Origin of the sequence: Bacteroides celer (assembly GCF_002632415.2) — a bacterium.
GTDB lineage: Bacteria > Bacteroidota > Bacteroidia > Bacteroidales > Bacteroidaceae > Bacteroides.
This window is the reverse complement of the sequence record NZ_CP178209.1, coordinates 3,145,033-3,165,670: the sequence shown is the minus strand read 5'-3', so window position 1 is coordinate 3,165,670 and position 20,638 is coordinate 3,145,033. Positions and strand designations below refer to the sequence as shown.

General features: G+C 39.0%; 28 protein-coding genes. 23 read left to right on the top strand and 5 right to left on the bottom strand.

The features are described from left to right. Positions 1 to 12 precede the first annotated feature (12 nt). Positions 13 to 2,010 carry a glycoside hydrolase family 2 TIM barrel-domain containing protein gene (locus CJF29_RS12840; protein WP_413544545.1) on the top strand — a complete coding sequence of 666 codons (1,998 nt, stop codon included), beginning with the start codon at positions 13 to 15 and terminating at the stop codon, positions 2,008 to 2,010. 63 nt (positions 2,011 to 2,073) lie between these two features. Here CJF29_RS12840 and CJF29_RS12835 read toward each other — a convergent pair whose 3' ends face one another. Next, the gene (locus CJF29_RS12835) at positions 2,074 to 2,472 is read right to left on the bottom strand and encodes a DUF2809 domain-containing protein (protein WP_099146673.1); all 399 of its coding nucleotides are present in this window, start codon (positions 2,470 to 2,472) and stop codon (positions 2,074 to 2,076) included. Positions 2,473 to 2,713: 241 nt separating this feature from the next. Here CJF29_RS12835 and CJF29_RS12830 point away from each other — a divergent pair, with 241 nt between their 5' ends. Further along, complete coding sequence (locus CJF29_RS12830) at positions 2,714 to 3,607, top strand: flagellar motor protein MotB (protein ID WP_004325852.1); 894 nt, start codon at positions 2,714 to 2,716, stop codon at positions 3,605 to 3,607. A 199-nt stretch (positions 3,608 to 3,806) separates the two neighbouring features. Here the strand turns inward: CJF29_RS12830 and CJF29_RS12825 are convergent, their stop codons facing one another. From CJF29_RS12825 to CJF29_RS12810, 4 genes are all read right to left on the bottom strand, one after another. Further along, positions 3,807 to 4,391 (bottom strand): hypothetical protein, encoded by a 585-nt coding sequence (locus tag CJF29_RS12825; protein WP_008998379.1) that lies wholly within the window; start codon positions 4,389 to 4,391, stop codon positions 3,807 to 3,809. A gap of 643 nt (positions 4,392 to 5,034) precedes the next feature. Further along, positions 5,035 to 5,700 (bottom strand): hypothetical protein, encoded by a 666-nt coding sequence (locus CJF29_RS12820; RefSeq protein WP_074558073.1) that lies wholly within the window; start codon positions 5,698 to 5,700, stop codon positions 5,035 to 5,037. A 30-nt stretch (positions 5,701 to 5,730) separates the two neighbouring features. After that, the gene (locus tag CJF29_RS12815) at positions 5,731 to 6,378 is read right to left on the bottom strand and encodes a helix-turn-helix transcriptional regulator (RefSeq protein ID WP_099146674.1); all 648 of its coding nucleotides are present in this window, start codon (positions 6,376 to 6,378) and stop codon (positions 5,731 to 5,733) included. Between the two features lie 161 nt (positions 6,379 to 6,539). Beyond that, positions 6,540 to 6,956 carry a hypothetical protein gene (locus tag CJF29_RS12810; protein ID WP_074558076.1) on the bottom strand — a complete coding sequence of 139 codons (417 nt, stop codon included), beginning with the start codon at positions 6,954 to 6,956 and terminating at the stop codon, positions 6,540 to 6,542. Between the two features lie 358 nt (positions 6,957 to 7,314). Between CJF29_RS12810 and CJF29_RS12805 the strand changes: the two genes are divergently transcribed. The 21 genes from CJF29_RS12805 to CJF29_RS12705 all read left to right on the top strand — a co-directional run bounded on the left by CJF29_RS12805 (position 7,315) and on the right by CJF29_RS12705 (position 20,637). Further along, a complete protein-coding gene (locus tag CJF29_RS12805; protein ID WP_099146675.1) occupies positions 7,315 to 7,533 on the top strand; it encodes a hypothetical protein in 219 nt (72 codons plus the stop codon). Further along, the gene (locus CJF29_RS12800) at positions 7,530 to 7,754 is read left to right on the top strand and encodes a hypothetical protein (protein WP_099146676.1); all 225 of its coding nucleotides are present in this window, start codon (positions 7,530 to 7,532) and stop codon (positions 7,752 to 7,754) included. The genes CJF29_RS12805 and CJF29_RS12800 overlap by 4 nt, the downstream gene beginning before the upstream one ends. A gap of 12 nt (positions 7,755 to 7,766) precedes the next feature. Continuing rightward, positions 7,767 to 8,195, top strand: coding sequence for a hypothetical protein (locus CJF29_RS12795; protein WP_099146677.1), 429 nt, complete (start codon positions 7,767 to 7,769; stop codon positions 8,193 to 8,195). Positions 8,196 to 8,211: 16 nt separating this feature from the next. Then, positions 8,212 to 8,631, top strand: a complete 420-nt coding sequence (locus CJF29_RS12790; protein WP_099146678.1) for a hypothetical protein — start codon at positions 8,212 to 8,214, stop codon at positions 8,629 to 8,631. Continuing rightward, positions 8,628 to 9,779, top strand: coding sequence for a DUF2800 domain-containing protein (locus tag CJF29_RS12785; protein ID WP_099146679.1), 1,152 nt, complete (start codon positions 8,628 to 8,630; stop codon positions 9,777 to 9,779). Before CJF29_RS12790 ends, CJF29_RS12785 begins: the two co-directional genes overlap by 4 nt. Positions 9,780 to 10,031: 252 nt before the next feature. After that, entirely contained in the window at positions 10,032 to 10,604 is a 573-nt protein-coding gene (locus CJF29_RS12780) for a DUF2815 family protein (RefSeq protein ID WP_099146681.1), read from the top strand. Continuing rightward, a complete protein-coding gene (locus tag CJF29_RS12775; protein WP_218014237.1) occupies positions 10,591 to 12,918 on the top strand; it encodes a DNA polymerase in 2,328 nt (775 codons plus the stop codon). Before CJF29_RS12780 ends, CJF29_RS12775 begins: the two co-directional genes overlap by 14 nt. A 118-nt stretch (positions 12,919 to 13,036) precedes the next feature. Beyond that, a complete protein-coding gene (locus CJF29_RS12770; protein ID WP_141561021.1) occupies positions 13,037 to 13,327 on the top strand; it encodes a hypothetical protein in 291 nt (96 codons plus the stop codon). 2 nt (positions 13,328 to 13,329) lie between these two features. Further along, a complete protein-coding gene (locus CJF29_RS12765) occupies positions 13,330 to 13,770 on the top strand; it encodes a hypothetical protein (protein WP_099146683.1) in 441 nt (146 codons plus the stop codon). A 1-nt stretch (position 13,771) separates the two neighbouring features. Continuing rightward, positions 13,772 to 14,068: a hypothetical protein gene (locus CJF29_RS12760; RefSeq protein WP_099146684.1), complete on the top strand. Its 297-nt coding sequence runs from the start codon at positions 13,772 to 13,774 to the stop codon at positions 14,066 to 14,068. A 34-nt stretch (positions 14,069 to 14,102) separates the two neighbouring features. Then, positions 14,103 to 14,543, top strand: a complete 441-nt coding sequence (locus CJF29_RS12755) for an MW1434 family type I TA system toxin (protein WP_099146685.1) — start codon at positions 14,103 to 14,105, stop codon at positions 14,541 to 14,543. 66 nt (positions 14,544 to 14,609) lie between these two features. Continuing rightward, positions 14,610 to 14,906, top strand: a complete 297-nt coding sequence (locus CJF29_RS12750) for a DUF6527 family protein (protein ID WP_002560429.1) — start codon at positions 14,610 to 14,612, stop codon at positions 14,904 to 14,906. A gap of 18 nt (positions 14,907 to 14,924) precedes the next feature. Continuing rightward, a complete protein-coding gene (locus CJF29_RS12745) occupies positions 14,925 to 15,179 on the top strand; it encodes a hypothetical protein (RefSeq protein WP_099146686.1) in 255 nt (84 codons plus the stop codon). A gap of 20 nt (positions 15,180 to 15,199) precedes the next feature. Continuing rightward, complete coding sequence (locus CJF29_RS12740; RefSeq protein WP_099146687.1) at positions 15,200 to 15,394, top strand: hypothetical protein; 195 nt, start codon at positions 15,200 to 15,202, stop codon at positions 15,392 to 15,394. Positions 15,395 to 15,414: 20 nt separating this feature from the next. Next, positions 15,415 to 15,549, top strand: coding sequence for a hypothetical protein (locus tag CJF29_RS12735; protein ID WP_255299366.1), 135 nt, complete (start codon positions 15,415 to 15,417; stop codon positions 15,547 to 15,549). Beyond that, a complete protein-coding gene (locus CJF29_RS12730; RefSeq protein ID WP_099146688.1) occupies positions 15,549 to 15,764 on the top strand; it encodes a hypothetical protein in 216 nt (71 codons plus the stop codon). Before CJF29_RS12735 ends, CJF29_RS12730 begins: the two co-directional genes overlap by 1 nt. Before the next feature lie 22 nt (positions 15,765 to 15,786). Next, positions 15,787 to 15,996, top strand: a complete 210-nt coding sequence (locus CJF29_RS12725; RefSeq protein WP_141561022.1) for a hypothetical protein — start codon at positions 15,787 to 15,789, stop codon at positions 15,994 to 15,996. Positions 15,997 to 16,006: 10 nt separating this feature from the next. After that, positions 16,007 to 16,189, top strand: coding sequence for a hypothetical protein (locus CJF29_RS12720; RefSeq protein ID WP_055229952.1), 183 nt, complete (start codon positions 16,007 to 16,009; stop codon positions 16,187 to 16,189). Between the two features lie 101 nt (positions 16,190 to 16,290). Beyond that, a complete protein-coding gene (locus tag CJF29_RS12715; protein WP_099146689.1) occupies positions 16,291 to 18,747 on the top strand; it encodes a virulence-associated E family protein in 2,457 nt (818 codons plus the stop codon). 241 nt (positions 18,748 to 18,988) lie between these two features. After that, positions 18,989 to 19,267, top strand: a complete 279-nt coding sequence (locus tag CJF29_RS12710) for a VRR-NUC domain-containing protein (protein ID WP_099146690.1) — start codon at positions 18,989 to 18,991, stop codon at positions 19,265 to 19,267. Beyond that, positions 19,261 to 20,637 carry an SNF2-related protein gene (locus tag CJF29_RS12705; protein WP_099146691.1) on the top strand — a complete coding sequence of 459 codons (1,377 nt, stop codon included), beginning with the start codon at positions 19,261 to 19,263 and terminating at the stop codon, positions 20,635 to 20,637. Before CJF29_RS12710 ends, CJF29_RS12705 begins: the two co-directional genes overlap by 7 nt. The last annotated feature ends 1 nt before the right edge of the window (position 20,638 follow it).

Sequence of the window (20,638 nt, the reverse complement as noted above, 5' to 3'; positions counted from 1 at the left end):
GTTGTTTTATTCATGCTTTACGGAATGTCGATGTTTGCCCAGCGACAGGATATCTTGCTAAATAATGATTGGAATTTCCGGTTTTCGCATCAGGTACAGAAGGGAACAGAGGTAAGAGTTGATTTGCCTCATACTTGGAATGCGCAGGATGCTTTGTCCGGTAAGATAGACTATAAACGGGGAATTGGTAATTATGAGAAGAATTTATTTATTCGTCCCGAATGGAAAGGAAAACGTCTTTTTATTCGTTTCGAAGGAGTGAATAACATTGCAGATGTGTTTATAAATCGTCGTCATATAGGTGAGCATCGTGGGGGATATGGAGCTTTTATCTTTGAGATCACAGGAAAGGTGGAATATGGAAAAGAAAACTCTATATTAGTACGGGTGAATAATGGTGAACAGTTGGATATTATGCCTCTGGTCGGTGACTTTAATTTTTACGGAGGTATTTATCGTGATGTACATTTGTTGATTACTGATGAGACGTGTATTTCTCCTTTGGATTATGCTTCCCCCGGAGTACGTCTGATACAGGATAGTGTGAGCCATCGGTATGCTAAGGTGCGGGCTATTGTTGATTTATCAAACGGGAGTAGTGGTAATCAGGAAGTGGAGCTTAACGTACGCCTGTTAGATGGTCAAAGGGTGGTGAAAGAAGGAACAAAGAATGTGAATCTTTCTGGAAACGAAGTAATGCAGCAGGAACTTACATTTGAAATCGATCAGCCTCATTTGTGGAATGGTCGTCAGGATCCTTTCCTTTATCAGGCGGAAGTGACTCTTTTCCGGAATGGTCAGATGGTAGATCGTGTTACACAACCGTTGGGACTTCGTTTTTACCGGATCGACCCTGATAAAGGTTTTTTCCTGAATGGAAAACATTTGCCTCTTCAAGGCGTTTGCCGTCATCAGGATAGGAGTGAGGTGGGCAATGCGCTGCGCCCGCAACACCATGAGGAAGATGTGGCATTGATGTTGGAGATGGGAGTGAATGCTGTTCGTCTGGCACATTATCCGCAGGCTACTTATTTCTATGATCTGATGGATAAGAATGGTATTATTGTATGGGCTGAAATACCTTTTGTGGGGCCTGGTGGATATAATGATAAGGGTTTTGTGGATTTACCTGCTTTCCGTGCCAACGGAAAGGAACAGTTCAAAGAACTGATTCGTCAACATTATAATCATCCTTCTATTTGTGTATGGGGAGTGTTTAATGAGTTAACAGAGTTGGGAGATAATCCGGTTGAGTATATCAAAGAATTAAATGTGCTGGCACATCAGGAAGATCCTACCCGGCCTACGACCTCCGCAAGTAATCAAATGGGAGATTTGAATTTCATAACGGATGCTATTGCTTGGAACCGTTATGATGGATGGTATGGTGGCACTCCCGCTGATTTGGGGAAATGGTTGGATCGAATGCATAAGGATCATCCGGAAATATGTATCGCTATCAGTGAATATGGTGCCGGTGCAAGTATTTACCATCAACAAGATTCGTTGGTTAAAACTGTACCAACCAGCTGGTGGCATCCTGAAAACTGGCAGACGTATTATCACATTGAAAATTGGAAAACAATCTCTTCCCGTCCTTATGTATGGGGGAGCTTTGTATGGAATATGTTTGATTTTGGCGCTGCACATCGCACTGAAGGAGACCGTCCCGGAATTAATGATAAAGGTTTGGTTACCTTCGACCGGAAAGTTCGTAAAGATGCTTTCTACTTCTATAAGGCCAACTGGAATAGGGAAGAACCAATGCTTTATTTAACAGGCAAACGTAACACAGTACGTACACAACGTTTGCAAACAATTACTGCTTTCACGAATCTGTCAGGAGCCGAATTGTTTGTAAACGGTAAGAGTTATGGTAAAGCAATACCGGATTCGTATGCTATTCTGGAATGGAAAAATGTGGAACTAGAACCTGGTGAAAATGAAATAAAGGTTGTTTCCACTAATAAGAAGTTACCTTTGAGCGATAGCTTTCATTGTAGATTGTGATAGGTCGTTTAAATGATAATCGGAAAGAGCACTGTAAACAGAGTAGGTTTGCAGTGCTTTTTTCTAGGAAGGTCTCTTTGGGGAGATAATGGCCCTTCCTGAATCTATAACAGCGGATAATAATACTCCAACAGTATAACAGATCATATCTGACCATAGAAAACCATGTCCAAAGATTAATGCTCCAAGTGTGGTGTTTCGTACAGTATTTGCCCAGTCTGCTTGATATAGTTGGCTAATTTCTATACAATAAGAAAATAATAAGGAAATAACAATGGTCTTGAGTATAGATAATGACGGGAAAAGAAAGCGTATTCCACAATATACCATGGCTGCCCAAAGCGTATCGCCTGAATACTCTGCAATAAATTCGGGCAATATATCACCATGTTTTCGGGAAGCCAATCCTAACACTATAATTGCGAAAGTAATTGCTAAATAAATCCAACGTTTGTTTTTCACGCAGTAATGTTTTAGTATGGTGCAAATTTATAAAATTAAGTTGGATAACTTGGCAGGATGGATCAAACTCTGATAAAAACAGATTTTATTTACATACTAAACCTTTCGTTCTTTTGAAATGTTATAAGGTCGTTCGAGCTTTATCTCGATAAATGTGTTCATAACCAACCGATTTACGCAATTGTTGTGGAAACGGCTGCAGTTGGGCACTTAAAAAGTTAGTAATTAAAATAATAGAGTTATGAAGAATCTTTTTCGACCGTTGTTAGTACTGACAGGATGTATAGTATTGGCGAGTTGTGTAAGTCAGAAGCAATTTAAAGGTTTAAAAACTGATTATACAAAGTTGCAAACAGAATATCAGGAAAGTCAATTGCAGCTAAGAGAAAATCAGGCACGTTCAACAAGTCTTGAGGAGAGACTTGCCGAAGCGCAGCGGAATAATAGTGAGTTACGCAAGAGCTTGTCCGATATGCAAAGCATCTTGAATAAGAGTCTTACACAGAGCTCTCAAGGGAATATGAATATGGGTAAGTTGATAGATGAGATCAATGCTTCAAACCGTTTCATCCAGCATTTGGTTAAAGAAAAGAATAGATCAGACTCTTTGAATCTCGTAATGGTCAATAAACTTACCCGTTCGCTTACCCGTGAAGAGATGCGTGACTTGGATATTAAGGTATTGAAAGGTGTTGTATATATTTCCTTAGCAGATAACATGCTTTATAAATCAGGAAGTTATGAAATTAGCAATAAAGCAGAGGCTGTGCTTAGTAAAATAGCCAAAATCATTCAGGACTACAAAGATTATGATGTTTTGGTAGAAGGAAATACAGATACCGATCCGATATCTCGTACGAATATACGTAATAATTGGGATTTGAGTGCGTTGCGTGCTTCATCTGTTGTTCAGGCATTACAGAATATTTATGGTATAAATCCCAAACGCCTAACTGCTGCCGGTCGAGGTGAATTTAATCCGGTAGCCGGTAATGATACGGCAGAAGGAAAAGCTCGTAACCGCCGGACCGAGATTATTATAACTCCTAAACTGGATCAGTTTATGGATTTGATAGATCAGGCTCCTGATAATTCTTCATCAGGTATAGTGGGGGATGAGAATACAAAAGAGTAAAGGAAATATTTCCATCTAGGGCTAATAATAAAGCGATGAATTTGAATTCATCGCTTTATTATTAGCAATTTGAAACAGATACAGTAAAGTGTTAGAGGTATCTATATTTTATTTTCAGAGCTTGAGAAATTGCTCTATTTTATAGAGAGTCCGATTTGAAATGAGTATTGCTGATTTTAAATGTTTTCGGCAGATGGACCTATTTTGAAAATTCAAACTCATATGGATAAGGAGTTTGATTCCATGAAACCCATTCTATCTTTCCATAATTATGCAAATCACATGGGAAAACTACAGAATAGTCCCATGGATTATATCGATATGGTATGTCAACATATTGACAAGCATATTTATTTGAATATAGCCAATGATATCCTGTTTTAGAGTCGCTATATATTGCTACCATAAAATATTTACCAATCTTTACTTTAGCGGAAGTATATGTTTCTTTTATTGACGAGGCAAATATAGAATAAGTAGCATCAACTATGCTACCATCTTTCTTTTTAATTTTTGATTTTGACAGCAAATTCCAAGTTTCATCTTGTATTTTTTGATAATCAAGTATATTCCCTGAAAAAGTTTGCTTTTTCACATCAAATTCCTCATTGTTGTCAGCCTTAAATAATAAAAATGTGGTGGAAATATTTTCGTAATCAGACTCTGGAGTAAGAGCTTTGTATCCATTTAGCCAAATTTCCTGAATGTCACTTTTTTCTTCATCACTTTTACTACATCCAACTACTATCAGTGCAGTCATAATTAAAAATAGAAGTTTTTTCATGTCTAATTTATTGATTATAGTACAAAGGAACACACAAAACCACGTATTAGCAAATTTTACGCCAACAAATTGAGCTTAGAACTGTATTTTCAGGAATTATTCCTTTTTCATTTTCAGAACCTTCTCCAAATTATCAAAGGAATATTTCATATATACTTTATAATTTAATGCACCAAGTTAAAATGAATTTTATGTGAAAAAGAATCTCTCCCTTCTTTTTTTGAGTGGCTATTTTACATTAATCAGCAGTATACTTATGTCATAAGATAGTTCTGTTTTGATGTAAGAACGATCTTTTTTGTGAAATACAGATTAGAATGGGGAGTCTATGCAGATTGTTTTTTTAAATTCAGAAATGAACTTTTTTAGAAAAGCAAAACGCTAATTATCTGTTGATAATTAGCGTTTTATTTAAGTGATTCCGAAGCGATTCGAACGCTTGACCCACGCCTTAGAAGTTACACTTTAAAAAGGTGTGCTCTGCTTTCAAAATCTCCTGTTAATCAACTGATTATATTCGTACTATAGCTACTTCCTTTTTTTCCTTTGATACCGTTGTTTCTACTGTTGCAGTGTCTTTGGTTAATAATTATGTTATTTCATTCTTTATTATTTATTCCGTACTTTGCGCAAATACGGTATGTTACAACTTTATAAACTCATTATTTTTATAGATGATAATGAATCCATCATCTATCCCAGCATAAGATTCTCCTTTTCCTTCAGCCCCCTCTAAATTAAACATGATTTTGCCTTTCAAGGAAAAAGTGTCTTTTGCTTTTTTAATCTGATCGGGAGTCAACTCCTTGGAAGTGCATATTGTCATGCCATTATTATATTTCTTTGCAATTCGGCACTGGATTCCGTCTATTTGCCCTAGCAGATGGGAATCTTCAGTAGGTACTTTTTTAACTTTGCTATCTGGTATCTTAATAGCCATTCCTTTCACTGTAATGACAGACACAAACACCTTAGACATAAGGTCGTCAGACATCTCAACAGAAGGGATTATATTTAAATTAATGATCCCATTTGCTCCCATACGCTCCAGTTCTTTTATTATGTTTTTGAGTGCATCCTCAGTTGTAGGACGTTTCGGTCTTCCATTTACCCATCCGCCTTTCTCCGTTGCAATAATGCTACCAACAGCGGTATAATCAAAATTTACCGAATTGGATTCAGTTACAAAAATGCCAGCTTTAATCAAAGGAGTATAATCTATAACTCCTATTCTTGATTCTGGTTGCGGCAAGGAACCACACGATCCTAATACCAAGATTAGTAGAAGACCACAAATTGTTTTATTCATATGTGTGTGTGTATTTTATTAGACCAATAATTACATTTCCATTATACTAACTACCCCAACAACCAAACTCATCGAAAGAATATCTTCTTTAGGTACTGAAAAATCCGAATATTCCGGATTGTATGATACGCAACGAATCTTATCACCATCATCATATATTCTCTTAATGATAAATCCCTGTGTTGTATCCAAAACATGTATCTTTCCCCATTGAATGAAACGAGATTGATCGATGCGTCGGCATGCTATTTCATCTCCAGATTCAAACCGGGGCGACATGCTATCGCCTTTAATGAACATCGTGAAGTCATAAGACGGTATTTGATGTATTAATGGCATTTGCTCACATTGCTCTAAAGTTACTCCGATAGAGTCACCTGATAAAGAACCAGCAGCAGCGGTGAGAGGAACACGTGGCCGAGTTTGTTCCTTTCCATACTCCATAGGAGCTTTCGCAATTATATTAGTGTGGGATGATTTAAGTATTTCTCCATTACCAGTAATGAGCCAGTCAAGATTTAAATCAGGACAAGCTATAGCTATTTTTTCTATAGAATTTGCGCTAAATCCTGACTTTTGGGATATAGCTCCTCTTGATAGCCCAGAAGATTCTTCAAAAGAGGTTTGCCCAATTCCTTTTATCTTTAAGTATTCTATAAATCGTTCTTTAGTTGTCATATTTGTTTTTACTGTTATTTTAAAGTATATTTGTATCGAATTAGTTTATTAACCTCTAAAACTTATCATTATGTCAGATGATGACCTAAAAAACGTTTTGTTTGGTGTATCAATTACATGTTCTACGATTTCCATAATTATATCCATATGCACAATTATTTCTAAAATATGATTGCCAGTATTGATATTATGACTGAAATGATAGAAATGACAATTGCAAACTGACCTCTAGCTATGTCCCATTTGTGTTTTTTTGATTCAGATGGAAAATAGTTAGAGGTTAATTTTAATCTTCCGCAAGCATTTGTAATCGGAGTATATTCCGCAAGTCTTACATAACCCGTTTCAGTTTGCTCTCTTTCTTTAATAATATTCTTATCCATTAGCTTTAAAGAAAGCAATTCTTCTATTATTAGTTTCTCGAAGTATTCGTTTTCAGGATAAATATTCAATAACTGAATATATGTTTTTTCTTCCTTACTATCCCTGTTTTCCAAATATTTAAGTAGCACTAATATCTTCCTATCATTTGGATTATTCATGGATATTCTGATTATATCATATAAGTTCTCCTTCATAACCAAAACAGTTAATAAAAGTTTAAATACTGATATTTTAAAGTGAAATATTTGTTTTACTTTAAAATATCAGTAATCTTTGCATTCGTAATTCAGTTCACAATAAAACGAGCGGATACAAAAAGGGCTGTTAGAGAAGCGTCCCTATTCCTATCGCTGTTTATTTAGTCGTTTGCAAAGATAGGCAGTCCTTTTCAATTATCCAATGATATGTGAATGTTTTACGACACAATTAAAAGGTTTCGTGGCTGTTACCAGAAAAAGACATTGGACAAAGCTCTATTTGAGTAACTATCTAACAGCCACAATAGGATAGTGAAAGAATGGAGCTTTCTTCTTTTAGGAGGAGGAAAAGGATATGGATAGATTACAAGAAATTATGATGGCTGCTGAAGGCGTAACGTTCAGTAAAAATCAGTCCTCGGCTTTGGTTGGAGGGAGAAGAAGGCTGGAAAGATTAGCTTCTGAAAAGAAAATTGCTTTCGTAAAGACCACTGATAAAAAGAACGGCCGGTGGGAATGTAAAGGCTCTGATGTGTTGCGTTATGCTATGCCCCAAAACTACACTCGAGTATGAATAGGATCAGCAAGCACTTGCTAACAGTAGTTGTAGCAGTAGTGACAATAACAGGTTGTATCTATGCCGGAAGAACGGAGTACAATGATGATGTATTATCCGGTATGAGTGCAGAGAAGTATCAGTACATACACGACAGCTTGGGTTGTCGTGCCTCTAAAGAAGATGTAGTAAAAGAATACATCGCCAATCAAAAATATTATGATTCAAGAATTTATTAAAATATAAACGATATGGACGACAAAAAAAAACAGGAAGAATTAAACGCCTTGATTAATAAAAAAGAAGTAATGAAAGCTGGTAATTGTTATCCCAACCTTTATACCCAGATGTCATACTCTATGTCTGATCTGCAGAAAGAAGAACAAGCTGTGTATGATGAGATCGAAGAACTTTATGCGAATCAAGGTGATTTCACCGTAAACGAGATTTTAAAAAGCATTCATCATTCTTTCATTTTTGAATTCATGGATGGAGAAGGCAATCTTGGAAATGCAGACGAAGAAGTAACCATTACTCGTAAAAATCTATATGATTTTTCAGGAGATCTTTATGCTAAAGTAGATGCAGTAATTCATTTGAAATCAGCCTTCGACCATTTTCGGCGGATTAGAGAGTTTAAATCTCGCATTGAGTTAACAAACAAAGGAATATTACTTTAAAAATAAAAAAAAGATTATGGACTTTAATGTAAATGTAAACGTGAAATTCGATGCTACACCAGCTTTAGTAGGTGCAGTATCAACACTGGCAGGAGTGATAAAGCCTGCCGAAGTACTGAAACCTACCGTAGCATCTCCAGCTATCCCCATGCTCGAAGCAAAAGAGCCGGTAGCGAAGGAAGAGGTTAATCCGGAACCGGAGCATCCCTCTGCGTCCGTTCCAGAAACTCCATCACAACAGGCTGCATCTGCAGTACAAGAGAAAAAGTCAGATGAGATTACAGACGAAATGCTCCGAAAGATTGTTGGGCCTGTATCTAAAACTAAAGGCAAAGAAGCCGTATTCGCTATACTGGATGAATTCGGGGTGAAACGTGTGCCAGATCTCAACCAAGAGCAACGTCAGGCATTCATCGATAAAGTAAATGCCCTATGAGTCACGCTGTATTATCCCCATCTGCCGCAAGCCGCTGGTTGGCTTGCACACCATCGGCCCGGCTCGAAATGCAATTTCAGGATAAAGCTGGTGACTTTGCGCTGGAGGGCTCGTTGGCTCATGAATGTGGAGAGGTGCTACTGAAATTTGCAATAGGGATGACCAGTCTTGAAGAAGAAACTAGAGCCTTGTCGAAATTAAAGGAAAATAGGTTTTATTCGGATGAATTATTGTCTCATGCGGATAACTATGCCGCCTTTGTCTTCGATAAGTTTTATTCAGCCCAGAAAACTACGTCGGACGCAGTACTACGTATCGAGGAACGTATAGACCTTACTGCTTATGTCCCGGAAGGCTTTGGCACGGGTGATGCTGTTATCCTCGCTGATGGAACTCTGGAGATTATAGACCTTAAATACGGAAAGGGCGTTCAGGTGTCAGCCGTTGACAACAAACAAATGATGCTCTATGCACTCGGTGCTTTGGACATGTTTGGTTTTATGTATGCCATTCATACAGTACGCATGACTATCTACCAACCACGACTGGATAATATATCAGAGTGGGAAATGTCGGTAGAGGAACTCACTACTTGGGGAATGAATGAACTGGCACCACGCGCTAAGATGGCTTATGCCGGTGACGGTAGTTTCGTACCAGGTAAGCACTGTCAGTTTTGCCGTGCGAAAGCCCAATGCCGTGCATTGGCAGAAAAGAACTTGGAAGCCGCTAAACATGAATTTGAAAATGCCTCTCTGCTGTCTGATATAGAAATCTCCGAGATACTATCACAAGTAGACCTGATTAAAAATTGGGTAACGGCTGTCGAAGAATATGCCTTGCAAGCTGCTCTTGATGGTAAAAAGTTCCCGGGATTCAAATTAGTGGAGGGTCGAAGTAATCGCAAGTATTCTGATGAGATGATGGTAGCTGACCGGTTAATTGAGAATGGATTTGCAAAATCTGCTATCTATGAACCAGCTAAGTTAAAGACCATCACAGCAATGGAGAAGATGGTGACTAAAAAAGCATTTGTAGCCCTGCTTGGAGATCTTATCATCAAGCCACAAGGGAAACCGACATTAGCTCCCGAGTCAGACAAACGCCAGGAGTGGAATTCAGTAGAGAACGATTTTAAAAATGTGTAGAAGTGAAACTTATCGAAATATTAACCTCCCTGAAATTGAATCATGTAACAAATGTTCAGGGTACAAAAATCGTAGCCCGTAGACCTAGAGCCTACAGTAGCACCAATGATCCGGGATGCAAAGAATGCGTGTTTCAAAAAGAAGGTGGCGCAGCCGATTGCTCCCTAAAAAACACTTGTATGGCGCATAAGCGTCCGGACAGGAAATCAGTAATTTTTAAAATAATAAACAACGTAAAAAAGTAAAACGATTATGAACGAAAATTTGAATACCAAAGTAGTAACAGGTAAAGTTAGAATGAGTTATGTACACGTGTGGGAACCTGCCGCCATCTCGGAAGGTGGTGAAAAGAAATACTCCGTATCTCTCATTATTCCTAAAAGTGATACCAAGACTGTAGGAGCGATAAAAGCTGCTATTGACAACGCACTTAAAGCAGGTGTCGGTAAATTTGGCGGTAAGATTCCGGCAGTGTACAAGAATCCTTTGCGTGATGGCGATGCTGAACGTCCAGATGATGAAGCTTATGTTGGTTCTTTCTTCCTGAATGCCAACTGTAAGACTAAGCCTGGAGTAGTAAATGCTATGCGAAAACCTATCGAAAATGAGGACGAGTTTTATAGTGGTTGCTATGGTTATGCTTCCATTACTTTCTATGCCTTCAACACGAATGGTAATAAAGGGATTGCTTGCGGACTCAACAACCTGATGAAAATTGCTGATGGTGAACCACTGGGAGGACGTTCTACAGCTGAAAGTGATTTTGCTGATATAGAAGTTCCATTTGAGGCCCCGACAGGGGATGACGGTGATGGTTTATTCTAATCTCATACCTCAAGAACAACTTGCCAAAGTAGCGTCCGGAGTAATCCGGCGCTATCGGCAAGATGCCTCGGATCAAGACTGCGAAGAACTAACAGCCGCTTTCCTCATTCTTGCTAAGTATCTGAATAACTTCTTTACAGGCGAGTTCTACGCAAAAATAGAATGCTCCGAAAAGGAGTTCCAGCAACTGAACACCATTGCAACAAGTTATCAAAACACGTTTGAAACTTGGAGTGAACTTATCGGACTATCTCCTGCTGTAATTCGATACAATGTAAAGTTAACGAATGGTTTTTCTATCATTTGTAACGAGATTGCAGTGAAAATGAACGGCAAGGCTGCGGAATATGATCGGGATCCTATCAAAGTATTAGGTATTGATATAGAGACCTATAGTTCTGTAGATATCAGTAATTGTGGATTGTATAAATACGCTGAATCAGAAGATTTTACTATTCTGCTATTTGCCTATACTTGTGATGATAAACCGGTACAGGTTGTCGATTTTGCGTCAGGGGAAACTTTACCGGAACGTATCTTCCAGGCGTTGACTGATCCAAACATTTTAAAGACGGCTTTCAATGCCAGTTTTGAACGTATTTGTATTGGGAGATATTACGGTATTGACTTGCCGATTGAACAATGGGAATGTACTATGGTGCGGTCTGCTATGCTGGGGCTTCCCCTGTCACTCGCACAAGTTGGTAAAGTGTTGAATCTCGAAGACCAGAAGATGACCGAGGGTAAAGCTCTTATCAAGTATTTCTCATGCCCTTGTAAACCTACAAAGGTCAATGGTGGCAGAACCCGCAATCTACCGGAACATGCACCGGACAAGTGGGATATGTTTAAACGTTATTGTATCCGGGACGTGGAGGTTGAACAAGCAATACGCAATAAGACAAAAAGCTTCTTTATTCCTGATCCCGAGAAAGAATTGTATGTTATCGATCAACGTATTAATGATCGCGGTGTATTGGTTGATATGAACCTTGTAAAAAATGCTATCCAGATGGATACGCTATATAAAGGTAGGCTTAATACAGAGGCTGCAGAATTATCTGGACTGGCTAATCCAAACAGTGTGGCCCAACTAAAGGAGTGGCTAGAGAAAGAGACGGGAAGTGAAGTGACCACTCTAAATAAAAAAGATATTCCCGACCTGTTAAAAGCGGCTGGCAGTGATGTGGTAGAGCGTATGCTTCGTATTCGGCAGGAGATGGGCAAGACTTCTACTAAGAAATATGAGGCAATGGAGAAAGCGGCTTGTATTGATGATCGTGTGCGCGGTCTGTTACAATTTTATGGTGCCAATAGAACTGGACGTTGGGCTGGGCGTTTGGTCCAGGTACAGAATCTGCCACAAAATCACATCGAAGATCTCGACTTCGCACGTACATTGGTTAAAGATGGTGATTTGGATATGGTTGAAATGATGTACGGTAATGTTCCTGATACACTATCGCAGCTTATCCGTACGGCTTTTATCGCAAAACCGGGATATACCTTTATAGTCTGCGACTTTTCCGCCATTGAGGCCCGTGTAATTGCATGGCTAGCTGGTGAACAATGGCGACTTGACGTGTTCCGTACACATGGCAAAATATATGAAGCTTCTGCCTCTATGATGTTTCATGTCCCAGTAGAAGAAATCACCAAAACAGATCCACGTAGACAAAAAGGAAAAATCGCAGAGTTGGCACTCGGTTATCAAGGTGGAGTCGGGGCAATGAAGACTATGGGAGGGGAGAAGATGGGATTGTCAGAAGCAGAAATGCAGAAAATTGTTACTCATTGGCGTAAAGCTAACCCCGCAATTGTAAGCCTGTGGGATAAAGTGCAGGAAGCTGCCACGGTTTGTATCGATACCAAGACAACTACCACCATCGGACATGGAATTTATTTCTGTATGAAGTTCGGAGCCTTACTTATCCAGTTACCTTCCGGTAGATGCCTATCATATCCGCGGCCATATATTGGAGAGAACCGATTTGGGTCTAAATCGATCTGCTATGAGGGATTAAGCCAGACGACAAAACAATGGGGAAAGCAAGAAACGTATGGAGGAAAATTGGTGGAGAATATAGTACAAGCTATTGCCCGAGACTGCCTTGCTTTGACTATCCTTCGACTGGAGAAAGCTGGATACCCAATTGTGTTCCATGTACATGATGAAGTTATTATTGAAGCCCGGAAAGATGGTAGCCAAACACTAGAAGCTGTGAAAGAAGTTTTTAAACAGCCAATAGCATGGGCAAAAGATTTACCGTTGAAAGGTGATGGATATCTGACAGATTACTATTTGAAAGATTAACGTGAAAAATATAGAAATGTGCTTTTGTTAAAAGACCAAGTTTTTTAATGAATAAGACCAAGTAAAACCTTGCAAGTTCTTGAAGAATTATCAAGAATTTGCGTAATACTGAATGGATATGAGCATAAAGATAAGTAAAGAGGCGTATGAGAAACTAATCAAAGAAGATTTAGACTTTCTCGATAAACATTGTCCGGAGAGCTTAGAATTAGATCATATTAAAGCAATTATTCGCAGTTCCATCGCTTGGTATTATCCTGATAAGAACACTTGTACAGCGTTGAAAAGGATAGAGAATAGGCTTAAAGTTGAACTTCAGAAGCAAAAGGACGCAGGTAAGCAATTTCTATCCGATCAGGAAATAGACGGCTTGATTGATAGCATATTGAAAGAACTTAAAAACGAATAACTATGGGATTTACAACAGCAGCGTTTATTAGACGCAACACACCGGAGCTTCGGAAGAAGTTGGAGGAGTTGGGATATAACTGTTCTTCATTAAGACGTGATAGGTCTTGTTTGTGTACAGCTGCCTATCTTAATGTTTATCTTTCTATACACCCTGAATGGCTCGACAATGAAGATATTCGTAAAACTAATGATATTGATTGCGGAACTAACGAAGAACTTTTCTTGGCAATAGCCGCATTGAGGGATGATACAGATGAAAATCAATGGTTCACCAATGGAGAAGAATGGGCATATCATCCAAAAACAGAATGTTGTTCACCATGTAATACTGTATATAGAACATTAGCTTTTGATTCTATGCCTAAAGATACTAACATGGGGAATTACCACAAGGCTACCGTAGAAGAGCTAATCAAACACTTTAAAGAAAAGGAGGAATAAAATGGAAGATAAACTTATAACGATAAACACTTTGAATATATTATTGCAAAAAGGCTTTAACTATTATCATTTCCCAACACAATCATTAGCCCAGAAATGGCTTCGTGAAACAAATAACCTACATATTTCCATCATTAGAAACGCTTGCGGTTATGGATATGATATATGCAAAGCTGACAATGGAACTCATATAACTGATGGGATATTTAAAGGAACGAATGATGGTGGTCAGTGGGATACCTATGAAGAAGCATTGGAAGTTGGAATACAAGAATCATTAAAACTAATAAAGATATGAGCCTTGGGAGGGCTTTGTAAAACCCATAAATACAATGAAATCATTAGATGAAAAAGCAGCTGAATACTCAGCAAGATTGTGTAACCAGACAGGAAACTATACAAAAGGTGAGATTGAAACATCCTATGTTATAGGAGTTGCTGAAAACGAAGCATTGACATCCGGCGAAACCGGAACATTCGGTCAGGCTATTGTCTCTTTGCAACGAGGTTTTAATATAGCTCGTATGGAATGGGGAGGCAAATGCTTTATTGTAAAGCAGATAAATTCTGATATAGCATCAGACATAGTTCCTAAGATGCAATCACTACCTGATGCAGCCAAGAAAGAGATCGGCAAGTGTGCAGACGGCTCGATTCATTATCGAGAACAATGTTTGGTAGTATATCCAGATGCAGAATGCGGATGCATGGCTACAAATTATGTACCTGATTGGCAGGATATGTTTTCCAATGACTGGATGATAGTTGAATAATAACGTTGCCATACGGCGGTTGAATGTCCGCCGTATGGCTCAATTCAAAATAAGAAAGGAGCTAATATGGCTAGATTTATTAAATGTGAAGAACATGGTTGGAAAGGCGTATATCTTTTCCAATGTCCCGGATGTGGTTGTGCCCATTATGTAAATACTATTAAAGGAGAAATGGGAAATCCATGCTGGCAATTCAACGGAGATGTAGATAACCCAACGGTTTCCCCGTCAATACTTGTACGGTATCCTACTGCTGAAAAAATGAATATATGCCATTCATTTGTACGTAATGGTAAGATTGAATTTCTGCCAGACTGCACACATGAATTGGCTGGTAAAATAGTAGAATTAGAAAATTGGTAACTAATAACGGGAACAGTAATGAGCAAAAAGGTTTTATACAATTACAAGCCATACACTGTACCACGTAATGGATTATTTTCTATACCAACAGATGAATATAAATTACCGGACGGCTGGATTGCCAAAGAGGAAATAAGGCTCATTATCGGTGAAGCTGACGGCATGTACGTTGAAAGGCTTGCAGATTACTCAAGCGAGAGCATAATTCCCATTGGATTACATGAAAGTAGATTAGTTAGATGGTGTGAAACACAGTTGGAACTGTTTAGCTAACTAACGTAAAGAATATAATTATGAGTAGAAAGAAAAAAGCAGATGACCGTAAGCAGCTTTTAATACGGTATAAAATAGATGAAAAAGGGTGTGTATCTTTTATAGATCCTTGTTGCGATGAAATTCCAGCTCGCCTTTTCGGTAAGATAATGGAAGCTATATCCAATGTAGAGCAAGAATGGAATACTCGTAGAGGAAATAAACTTAGCGTATAACAGCTCAGAGAGGAGCTAATATGGGAAAGAATATCAAAGGTCTTGCCGGTTCAACCATCTTCAATCAAAAAATGGTTGACCAAATGAATGGCATAAATAAAAACAATAAAGGGAAAGCATCCCCAATTTATATACCAACTAAAAAACGGAAGTAATGGAAGCTAAATTCAAAATCGGAGAAAAAGTAAAAATAGTCAATCATTCAGACAAATCAATGATTGATAGCGAAGTGGAAATAATTCAATGTTATCATTCTAATTTTAGCCCTCATAAAGGTTACGTTGACGAATGGCTGTATAATGTCTGGGACGGTAAGAAGTCATTAGGATGGGCACCTGAGTGCGACTTGGTAATTAATAAACCTTCATAACAAAGTAAGAAAGGAGCAAATTATGTCAACGCATACTATAAAAACAAGTCTAAGAGGCCTAAAGAGATGGGCTTGGCGAAAAAATCTTAGTGGCTTTTTCTCTGTGAACGGAAAAGAACTTTCCGATGAACAAGCAAGAACGATGGTTGAATGGGCAATTAAAAAAGGGTACGAATACGATGCCGATATTCCCGAAGAAGAAGTTATTGAATTATTGAAATTGAACTTATAAAATTTAAGATATGAAACGAGTAGTACAATTACTAATAGAGTTACCTGATGTTGAAGCAACAGATGAGCAAATAGAAGAGTTTATCGAATTCGAAACTGGGTTCGGGTGCCAATTAAGTGCTGATAATCCTTTCAATGGTCTAACCTATGAAGTGGAAGAATGTTATGTTGAAGATAGAGAGGTGATTAACTAATAATAGGAATAACAATAGAAGTAGAGAATGATTAATGGTATTCCTTCCGAATTCGATAGAATCTATGATGTAATATTGATTAAAAGAGAAAAGGCTAAATTATGGCGGAAGAAAAAGAAATCAAAGTACAGAACAATGGTCCCTTATTTATCGCTATCGGTAACGGGCGTAAAGAACTGTGTTGGAAGAACCGGGAATGGTCATGGGAACAATTCCTCAATAAAATAAAAACGACTCAACGGACAGCCGAGACGATAGCCGAGTTTCGAAAAGTGTCTAAGTCTCGGCAAGACGAAATAAAGGACGTAGGAGGTTTTGTAGGAGGTTATGTCAATGGCGGACGTCGTAATAAAGGCAGTGTGGCAGAACGCACGATGGCAACACTTGACATTGACTTTGCAGTTGGTGATCTATGGGAAGACTTCTGCCTGATGTTTGTTTGTGCGGCTGCTGTATATTCGACGCACAAACATACCCCGGATGCCCCAAGGCTTCGTCTTGTTATTCCATTCAGTCGTCCGGTTGGTCCTGACGAGTATCAGGCTATCGGACGGTATATCGCCGGTGTTATCGGTATTGATATGTTTGATGATACAACATATGAACCGGAGCGATTGATGTACTGGCCATCTACGTCGAAAGATGGACAATATATCTTCCAGTATCAGGATGGGGCTTGGTTGGATGTAGACGCTATCTTGGATACATACAAAAATTGGCGGGATGCTTCCGAATGGCCTGTATCTAGTCGTGTAGATGTCAGTGTAAGGCGAGAAATAAAGAAACAGGGTGATCCGTTGGAGAAACCCGGTATTGTCGGTGCGTTTTGCCGTACTTACGATATCCACCAAGCGATAGAAACCTTTTTGCCGGATGATTATACGCCTTGTGCAATAGATAATCGCTATACATACGTTCATGGCTCTACTGGTGCTGGTTTAGTAGTGTATGAAGACAAATTTGCCTATTCCCATCATGGTACGGATCCATCGAGCGGGAAGCTCTGTAATGCGTTCGACTTGGTGCGCTTACACCTATTCGGTGACAAGGATGAAGACATAGACAGGAGTACTAATCGCAATATAACCAAATACCCATCCTATATTGCGATGGAGGAGTTTGCGTCTAAGGACAAGGCCATCGCGGCTACTATTGCTAGAGAAAAGATTTTAGAAGCAGGAGAAGATTTTGCTGGTATAACCGGAGATGAAGATGCGGGCTGGCTCGCTGAAATGGATGTCGATAGAAAAGGTAATTATCTTGCTACACCTAAAAATGTGGATCTCATTTTAAAGAATGATCCGAACTTGAAAAGATGTTTTGCTTACGATACGTTCAATGATCGCAAGGCTCTGCTTCGCCTCCCACCGTGGAGAGTGAAAGGAGATATAGAAATGTTTATCCGCGATGATGACGAGGCTAATCTTAGGCTGTATTTATCAAAAGAACCTTGGGGGCTGGAGGGTAAACAAAAAATTGCTGATGCTTTGGATGTAGTATGCCGTGAAAATGCTTTTCATCCCGTAAGAGAATACTTTAATGGACTCACCTGGGACGGTGTCCGTCGACTGGACACCCTGTTTATAGACTATTTAGGGGCGGAGGATACGGAGCTGAATCGATTGATCACAAGAATAGCTTTTACGGCTGCCGTTTACAGGACCTACGAACCTGGTACTAAATATGACCAAATAGTTGTATTAGTAGGTACGCAAGGATGCGGAAAATCCACAATCATTGAAAAAATGGCTATCAATCAAAAATGGTTCAGTAACTCCATGCCGTCACCGGATAAACCGGAAGATGCGGCACGACATTTACGTGGAAAATTTATAATAGAGGTCGGTGAATTAGTAGGATTCAAGAAAGCCGAAGTAGAAGCGATAAAAAACTTCTTATCAAAAACAGCAGATGATTTTCATGCCCATTACGGAAAGAATGATGTACATCGTCCCAGACAATGCATCTTCTTCGCTTCAACGAACGAGGAGCAGTTTTTGCGCGATAGTTCGGGGGAACGTCGTTACTGGCCTATTAAAAACTGTGTGATTCAGCCCAAATATAATGTTTGGGAAGATCTGACGCCTGATATTGTCGGTCAGCTATGGGCCGAAGCTATTCAGAACTACAGAAAAAGAATGCCATTGCTGCTACCTGCTGAATTATCCGATGCGCTTCATACTGTCCAAGAAGAATACAAGAAAGTAGATGAATGGCAAGGTATTATAGAAGAGTTCTTAAATACTAGATTACCCTCTGACTGGTCTAAGAGAAACAATCAGCAGAAGCACGATTATTTCTTTCAGCAAGATGCGTTATCGGCCGAAGGAGTAATCTTAAGAGATAAGGTGTGTATAGCCGAAATCTTGAACGAATGTAGTGCCTTGGGGATAAAAGGGACTCCCGGACAAATTGAGAAGAATCGTATAAGTGCCATAATGAAAGATGCAAAAGGATGGATTAAAAAGAATGGTCTATCCACTTCTTATGGAAAACAGAGAGGTTGGGTGAGGGCTGAAAAGGTATTGTTTGATGAATCTGAAGATGTATTTAGCTAAAAGAATTAGTAACTGTAGTAACAGTAATAAATTATCTTACTGTTACTGCATAAATATTTGATATTAAACATATTATACCCATTAGTAACAGAGTAACTCAATTCTATTAAAAGATTTATGATTTTATTAAAATATATGGTAATAAATATTGATTAATTTAATAAATCTAATTAATAGCTATGCTTTAATAGAAAACGGCAGTAACACGGTTACTTCGGTTACTCTAAAAAAAAACAGAATTATGAATGAAAAACTAATAGAACGGAAATTACGAGAGTCAGTTAAGAAGCTGGGTGGCCTGGCACTTAAATTCTCATCCCCCTATCATCGTGGAATGCCGGATCGCATCGTACTGATGCCTGAAGGTCAGACAGCCTTTGCCGAATTAAAGACTACAGGCAAGAAGCCAACAGAGTTACAAAAGAAAGCTATTGCAGAACTGCGGGCAATGGGGTTCAAAGCGGAGGTGATTGATTCACAGGAGGGGTTAGATAAATTTTTGGAGGAAATATCATGCTGAATGAATCAAATCTACATGAGTATCAACATACAGCCGTCCAACATATCATTGAACATCCATACGGAGCTTTACTGATGGAAATGGGACTTGGGAAAAGTATTAGTACTCTTACGGCTATAAAAAAATTGATGGACGAGTATTTAGAAGTTAGTAAGGTTCTTGTTATTGCACCTAAGCGAGTGGCCGAGTCTACCTGGAGCGATGAAATTGCAAAATGGGAGCACTTGAAAGGTTTAACCGTTAGTAAGATTCTGGGTACGGAGAAACAACGGAAGGCGGCATTAAAAGCATCAGCGGACATTTATGTCATCAATCGGGAGAATGTGGTGTGGCTTGTATCCCATCTGCAAGGATATTGGCCATTTGATATGGTCGTTATTGATGAGTTGTCATCTTTCAAGTCGTCTAAGTCTGCAAGATTCCGGGCTCTCCGGCTGGTACGACCAAAGACCAATCGTGTCATAGGCTTGACCGGGACGCCAGCCCCTAATGGTTTAATTGATCTCTGGTCACAGCTCTATTTGTTGGATTTGGGTGAAAGACTTGGAAAAACAATCACATCTTATCGTAGCAAGTATTTCCGTCCAGGGCGCAGTAACGGACAGATTGTTTTTGATTATAAGTTAAATAGTGGCAGTGAAGAAGCCATATACAAACAGATTAGTGATATTTGTATCAGTATGAAAGCAGAAGACTACTTGCAATTACCAGAACGGATTGACCAGACCGTGGAAGTACATTTATCAGAGAAAATGATGAACCAATATCTTGAATTTGAAAAGGAGCAAGTGTTAGCACTGGAGAACGAAGACGGAGATATATCAGCTATAAATGCCGCTGCGTTGTCTAATAAGTTATTGCAATTTGCCAATGGCGCCATATATGATTCGGATCGTAACGTGCATGATCTCCATTCAGAAAAGCTGGAAGCTCTGGAAGAGATAGTAGAGTCCGCCAACGGGCAGCCAGTATTAGTGTTTTTCTCTTTCCGGCATGATGTATCCCGGATACTTAGGAAGTTAAGAATCTACCATCCAAAAGAGATTGACGGTCCGGAGGACATTAAAGTATGGAATGAAGGTGGCATACCGGTATTGTTAGCGCATCCTGCTGGAGCTGGACACGGATTGAATCTACAAGCAGGAGGCCATATCGTTGTTTGGTTTGGTCTTCCTTGGAGTTCCGAACTCTATCTACAGGCTAATGCGAGATTGTATCGTCAAGGGCAGAACAAACCCGTCATCATTCACCACTTAATCGCGAAAGGTACAATGGATGAGGATGTGATGAAAGCATTGGCGGGTAAGATAGATAAACAGGAGGCTTTAATGCAAGCGGTTAAAGCCAGGATACAAAGATGGAGGAAATGAT

What these genes read in the sequence shown, in the direction of transcription:
- CJF29_RS12795 (WP_099146677.1), top strand. Translation starts at nt 7,767, where the DNA reads ATGGACGACAAAAAAAAACAGGAAGAATTAAACGCCTTGATTAATAAA.
- CJF29_RS12735 (WP_255299366.1), top strand. Translation starts at nt 15,415, where the DNA reads ATGGGAAAGAATATCAAAGGTCTTGCCGGTTCAACCATCTTCAATCAA.
- CJF29_RS12720 (WP_055229952.1), top strand. Translation starts at nt 16,007, where the DNA reads ATGAAACGAGTAGTACAATTACTAATAGAGTTACCTGATGTTGAAGCA.
- CJF29_RS12730 (WP_099146688.1), top strand. Translation starts at nt 15,549, where the DNA reads ATGGAAGCTAAATTCAAAATCGGAGAAAAAGTAAAAATAGTCAATCAT.
- CJF29_RS12810 (WP_074558076.1), bottom strand. Translation starts at nt 6,956, where the DNA reads ATGAAGGAGAACTTATATGATATAATCAGAATATCCATGAATAATCCA.
- CJF29_RS12770 (WP_141561021.1), top strand. Translation starts at nt 13,037, where the DNA reads ATGAGCATAAAGATAAGTAAAGAGGCGTATGAGAAACTAATCAAAGAA.
- CJF29_RS12705 (WP_099146691.1), top strand. Translation starts at nt 19,261, where the DNA reads ATGCTGAATGAATCAAATCTACATGAGTATCAACATACAGCCGTCCAA.
- CJF29_RS12710 (WP_099146690.1), top strand. Translation starts at nt 18,989, where the DNA reads ATGAATGAAAAACTAATAGAACGGAAATTACGAGAGTCAGTTAAGAAG.
- CJF29_RS12790 (WP_099146678.1), top strand. Translation starts at nt 8,212, where the DNA reads ATGGACTTTAATGTAAATGTAAACGTGAAATTCGATGCTACACCAGCT.
- CJF29_RS12785 (WP_099146679.1), top strand. Translation starts at nt 8,628, where the DNA reads ATGAGTCACGCTGTATTATCCCCATCTGCCGCAAGCCGCTGGTTGGCT.
- CJF29_RS12820 (WP_074558073.1), bottom strand. Translation starts at nt 5,700, where the DNA reads ATGAATAAAACAATTTGTGGTCTTCTACTAATCTTGGTATTAGGATCG.
- CJF29_RS12760 (WP_099146684.1), top strand. Translation starts at nt 13,772, where the DNA reads ATGGAAGATAAACTTATAACGATAAACACTTTGAATATATTATTGCAA.
- CJF29_RS12800 (WP_099146676.1), top strand. Translation starts at nt 7,530, where the DNA reads ATGAATAGGATCAGCAAGCACTTGCTAACAGTAGTTGTAGCAGTAGTG.
- CJF29_RS12775 (WP_218014237.1), top strand. Translation starts at nt 10,591, where the DNA reads ATGGTTTATTCTAATCTCATACCTCAAGAACAACTTGCCAAAGTAGCG.
- CJF29_RS12715 (WP_099146689.1), top strand. Translation starts at nt 16,291, where the DNA reads ATGGCGGAAGAAAAAGAAATCAAAGTACAGAACAATGGTCCCTTATTT.
- CJF29_RS12725 (WP_141561022.1), top strand. Translation starts at nt 15,787, where the DNA reads ATGTCAACGCATACTATAAAAACAAGTCTAAGAGGCCTAAAGAGATGG.
- CJF29_RS12765 (WP_099146683.1), top strand. Translation starts at nt 13,330, where the DNA reads ATGGGATTTACAACAGCAGCGTTTATTAGACGCAACACACCGGAGCTT.
- CJF29_RS12745 (WP_099146686.1), top strand. Translation starts at nt 14,925, where the DNA reads ATGAGCAAAAAGGTTTTATACAATTACAAGCCATACACTGTACCACGT.
- CJF29_RS12830 (WP_004325852.1), top strand. Translation starts at nt 2,714, where the DNA reads ATGAAGAATCTTTTTCGACCGTTGTTAGTACTGACAGGATGTATAGTA.
- CJF29_RS12740 (WP_099146687.1), top strand. Translation starts at nt 15,200, where the DNA reads ATGAGTAGAAAGAAAAAAGCAGATGACCGTAAGCAGCTTTTAATACGG.
- CJF29_RS12805 (WP_099146675.1), top strand. Translation starts at nt 7,315, where the DNA reads ATGGATAGATTACAAGAAATTATGATGGCTGCTGAAGGCGTAACGTTC.
- CJF29_RS12755 (WP_099146685.1), top strand. Translation starts at nt 14,103, where the DNA reads ATGAAATCATTAGATGAAAAAGCAGCTGAATACTCAGCAAGATTGTGT.
- CJF29_RS12780 (WP_099146681.1), top strand. Translation starts at nt 10,032, where the DNA reads ATGAACGAAAATTTGAATACCAAAGTAGTAACAGGTAAAGTTAGAATG.
- CJF29_RS12840 (WP_413544545.1), top strand. Translation starts at nt 13, where the DNA reads ATGCTTTACGGAATGTCGATGTTTGCCCAGCGACAGGATATCTTGCTA.
- CJF29_RS12815 (WP_099146674.1), bottom strand. Translation starts at nt 6,378, where the DNA reads ATGACAACTAAAGAACGATTTATAGAATACTTAAAGATAAAAGGAATT.
- CJF29_RS12825 (WP_008998379.1), bottom strand. Translation starts at nt 4,391, where the DNA reads ATGAAAAAACTTCTATTTTTAATTATGACTGCACTGATAGTAGTTGGA.
- CJF29_RS12750 (WP_002560429.1), top strand. Translation starts at nt 14,610, where the DNA reads ATGGCTAGATTTATTAAATGTGAAGAACATGGTTGGAAAGGCGTATAT.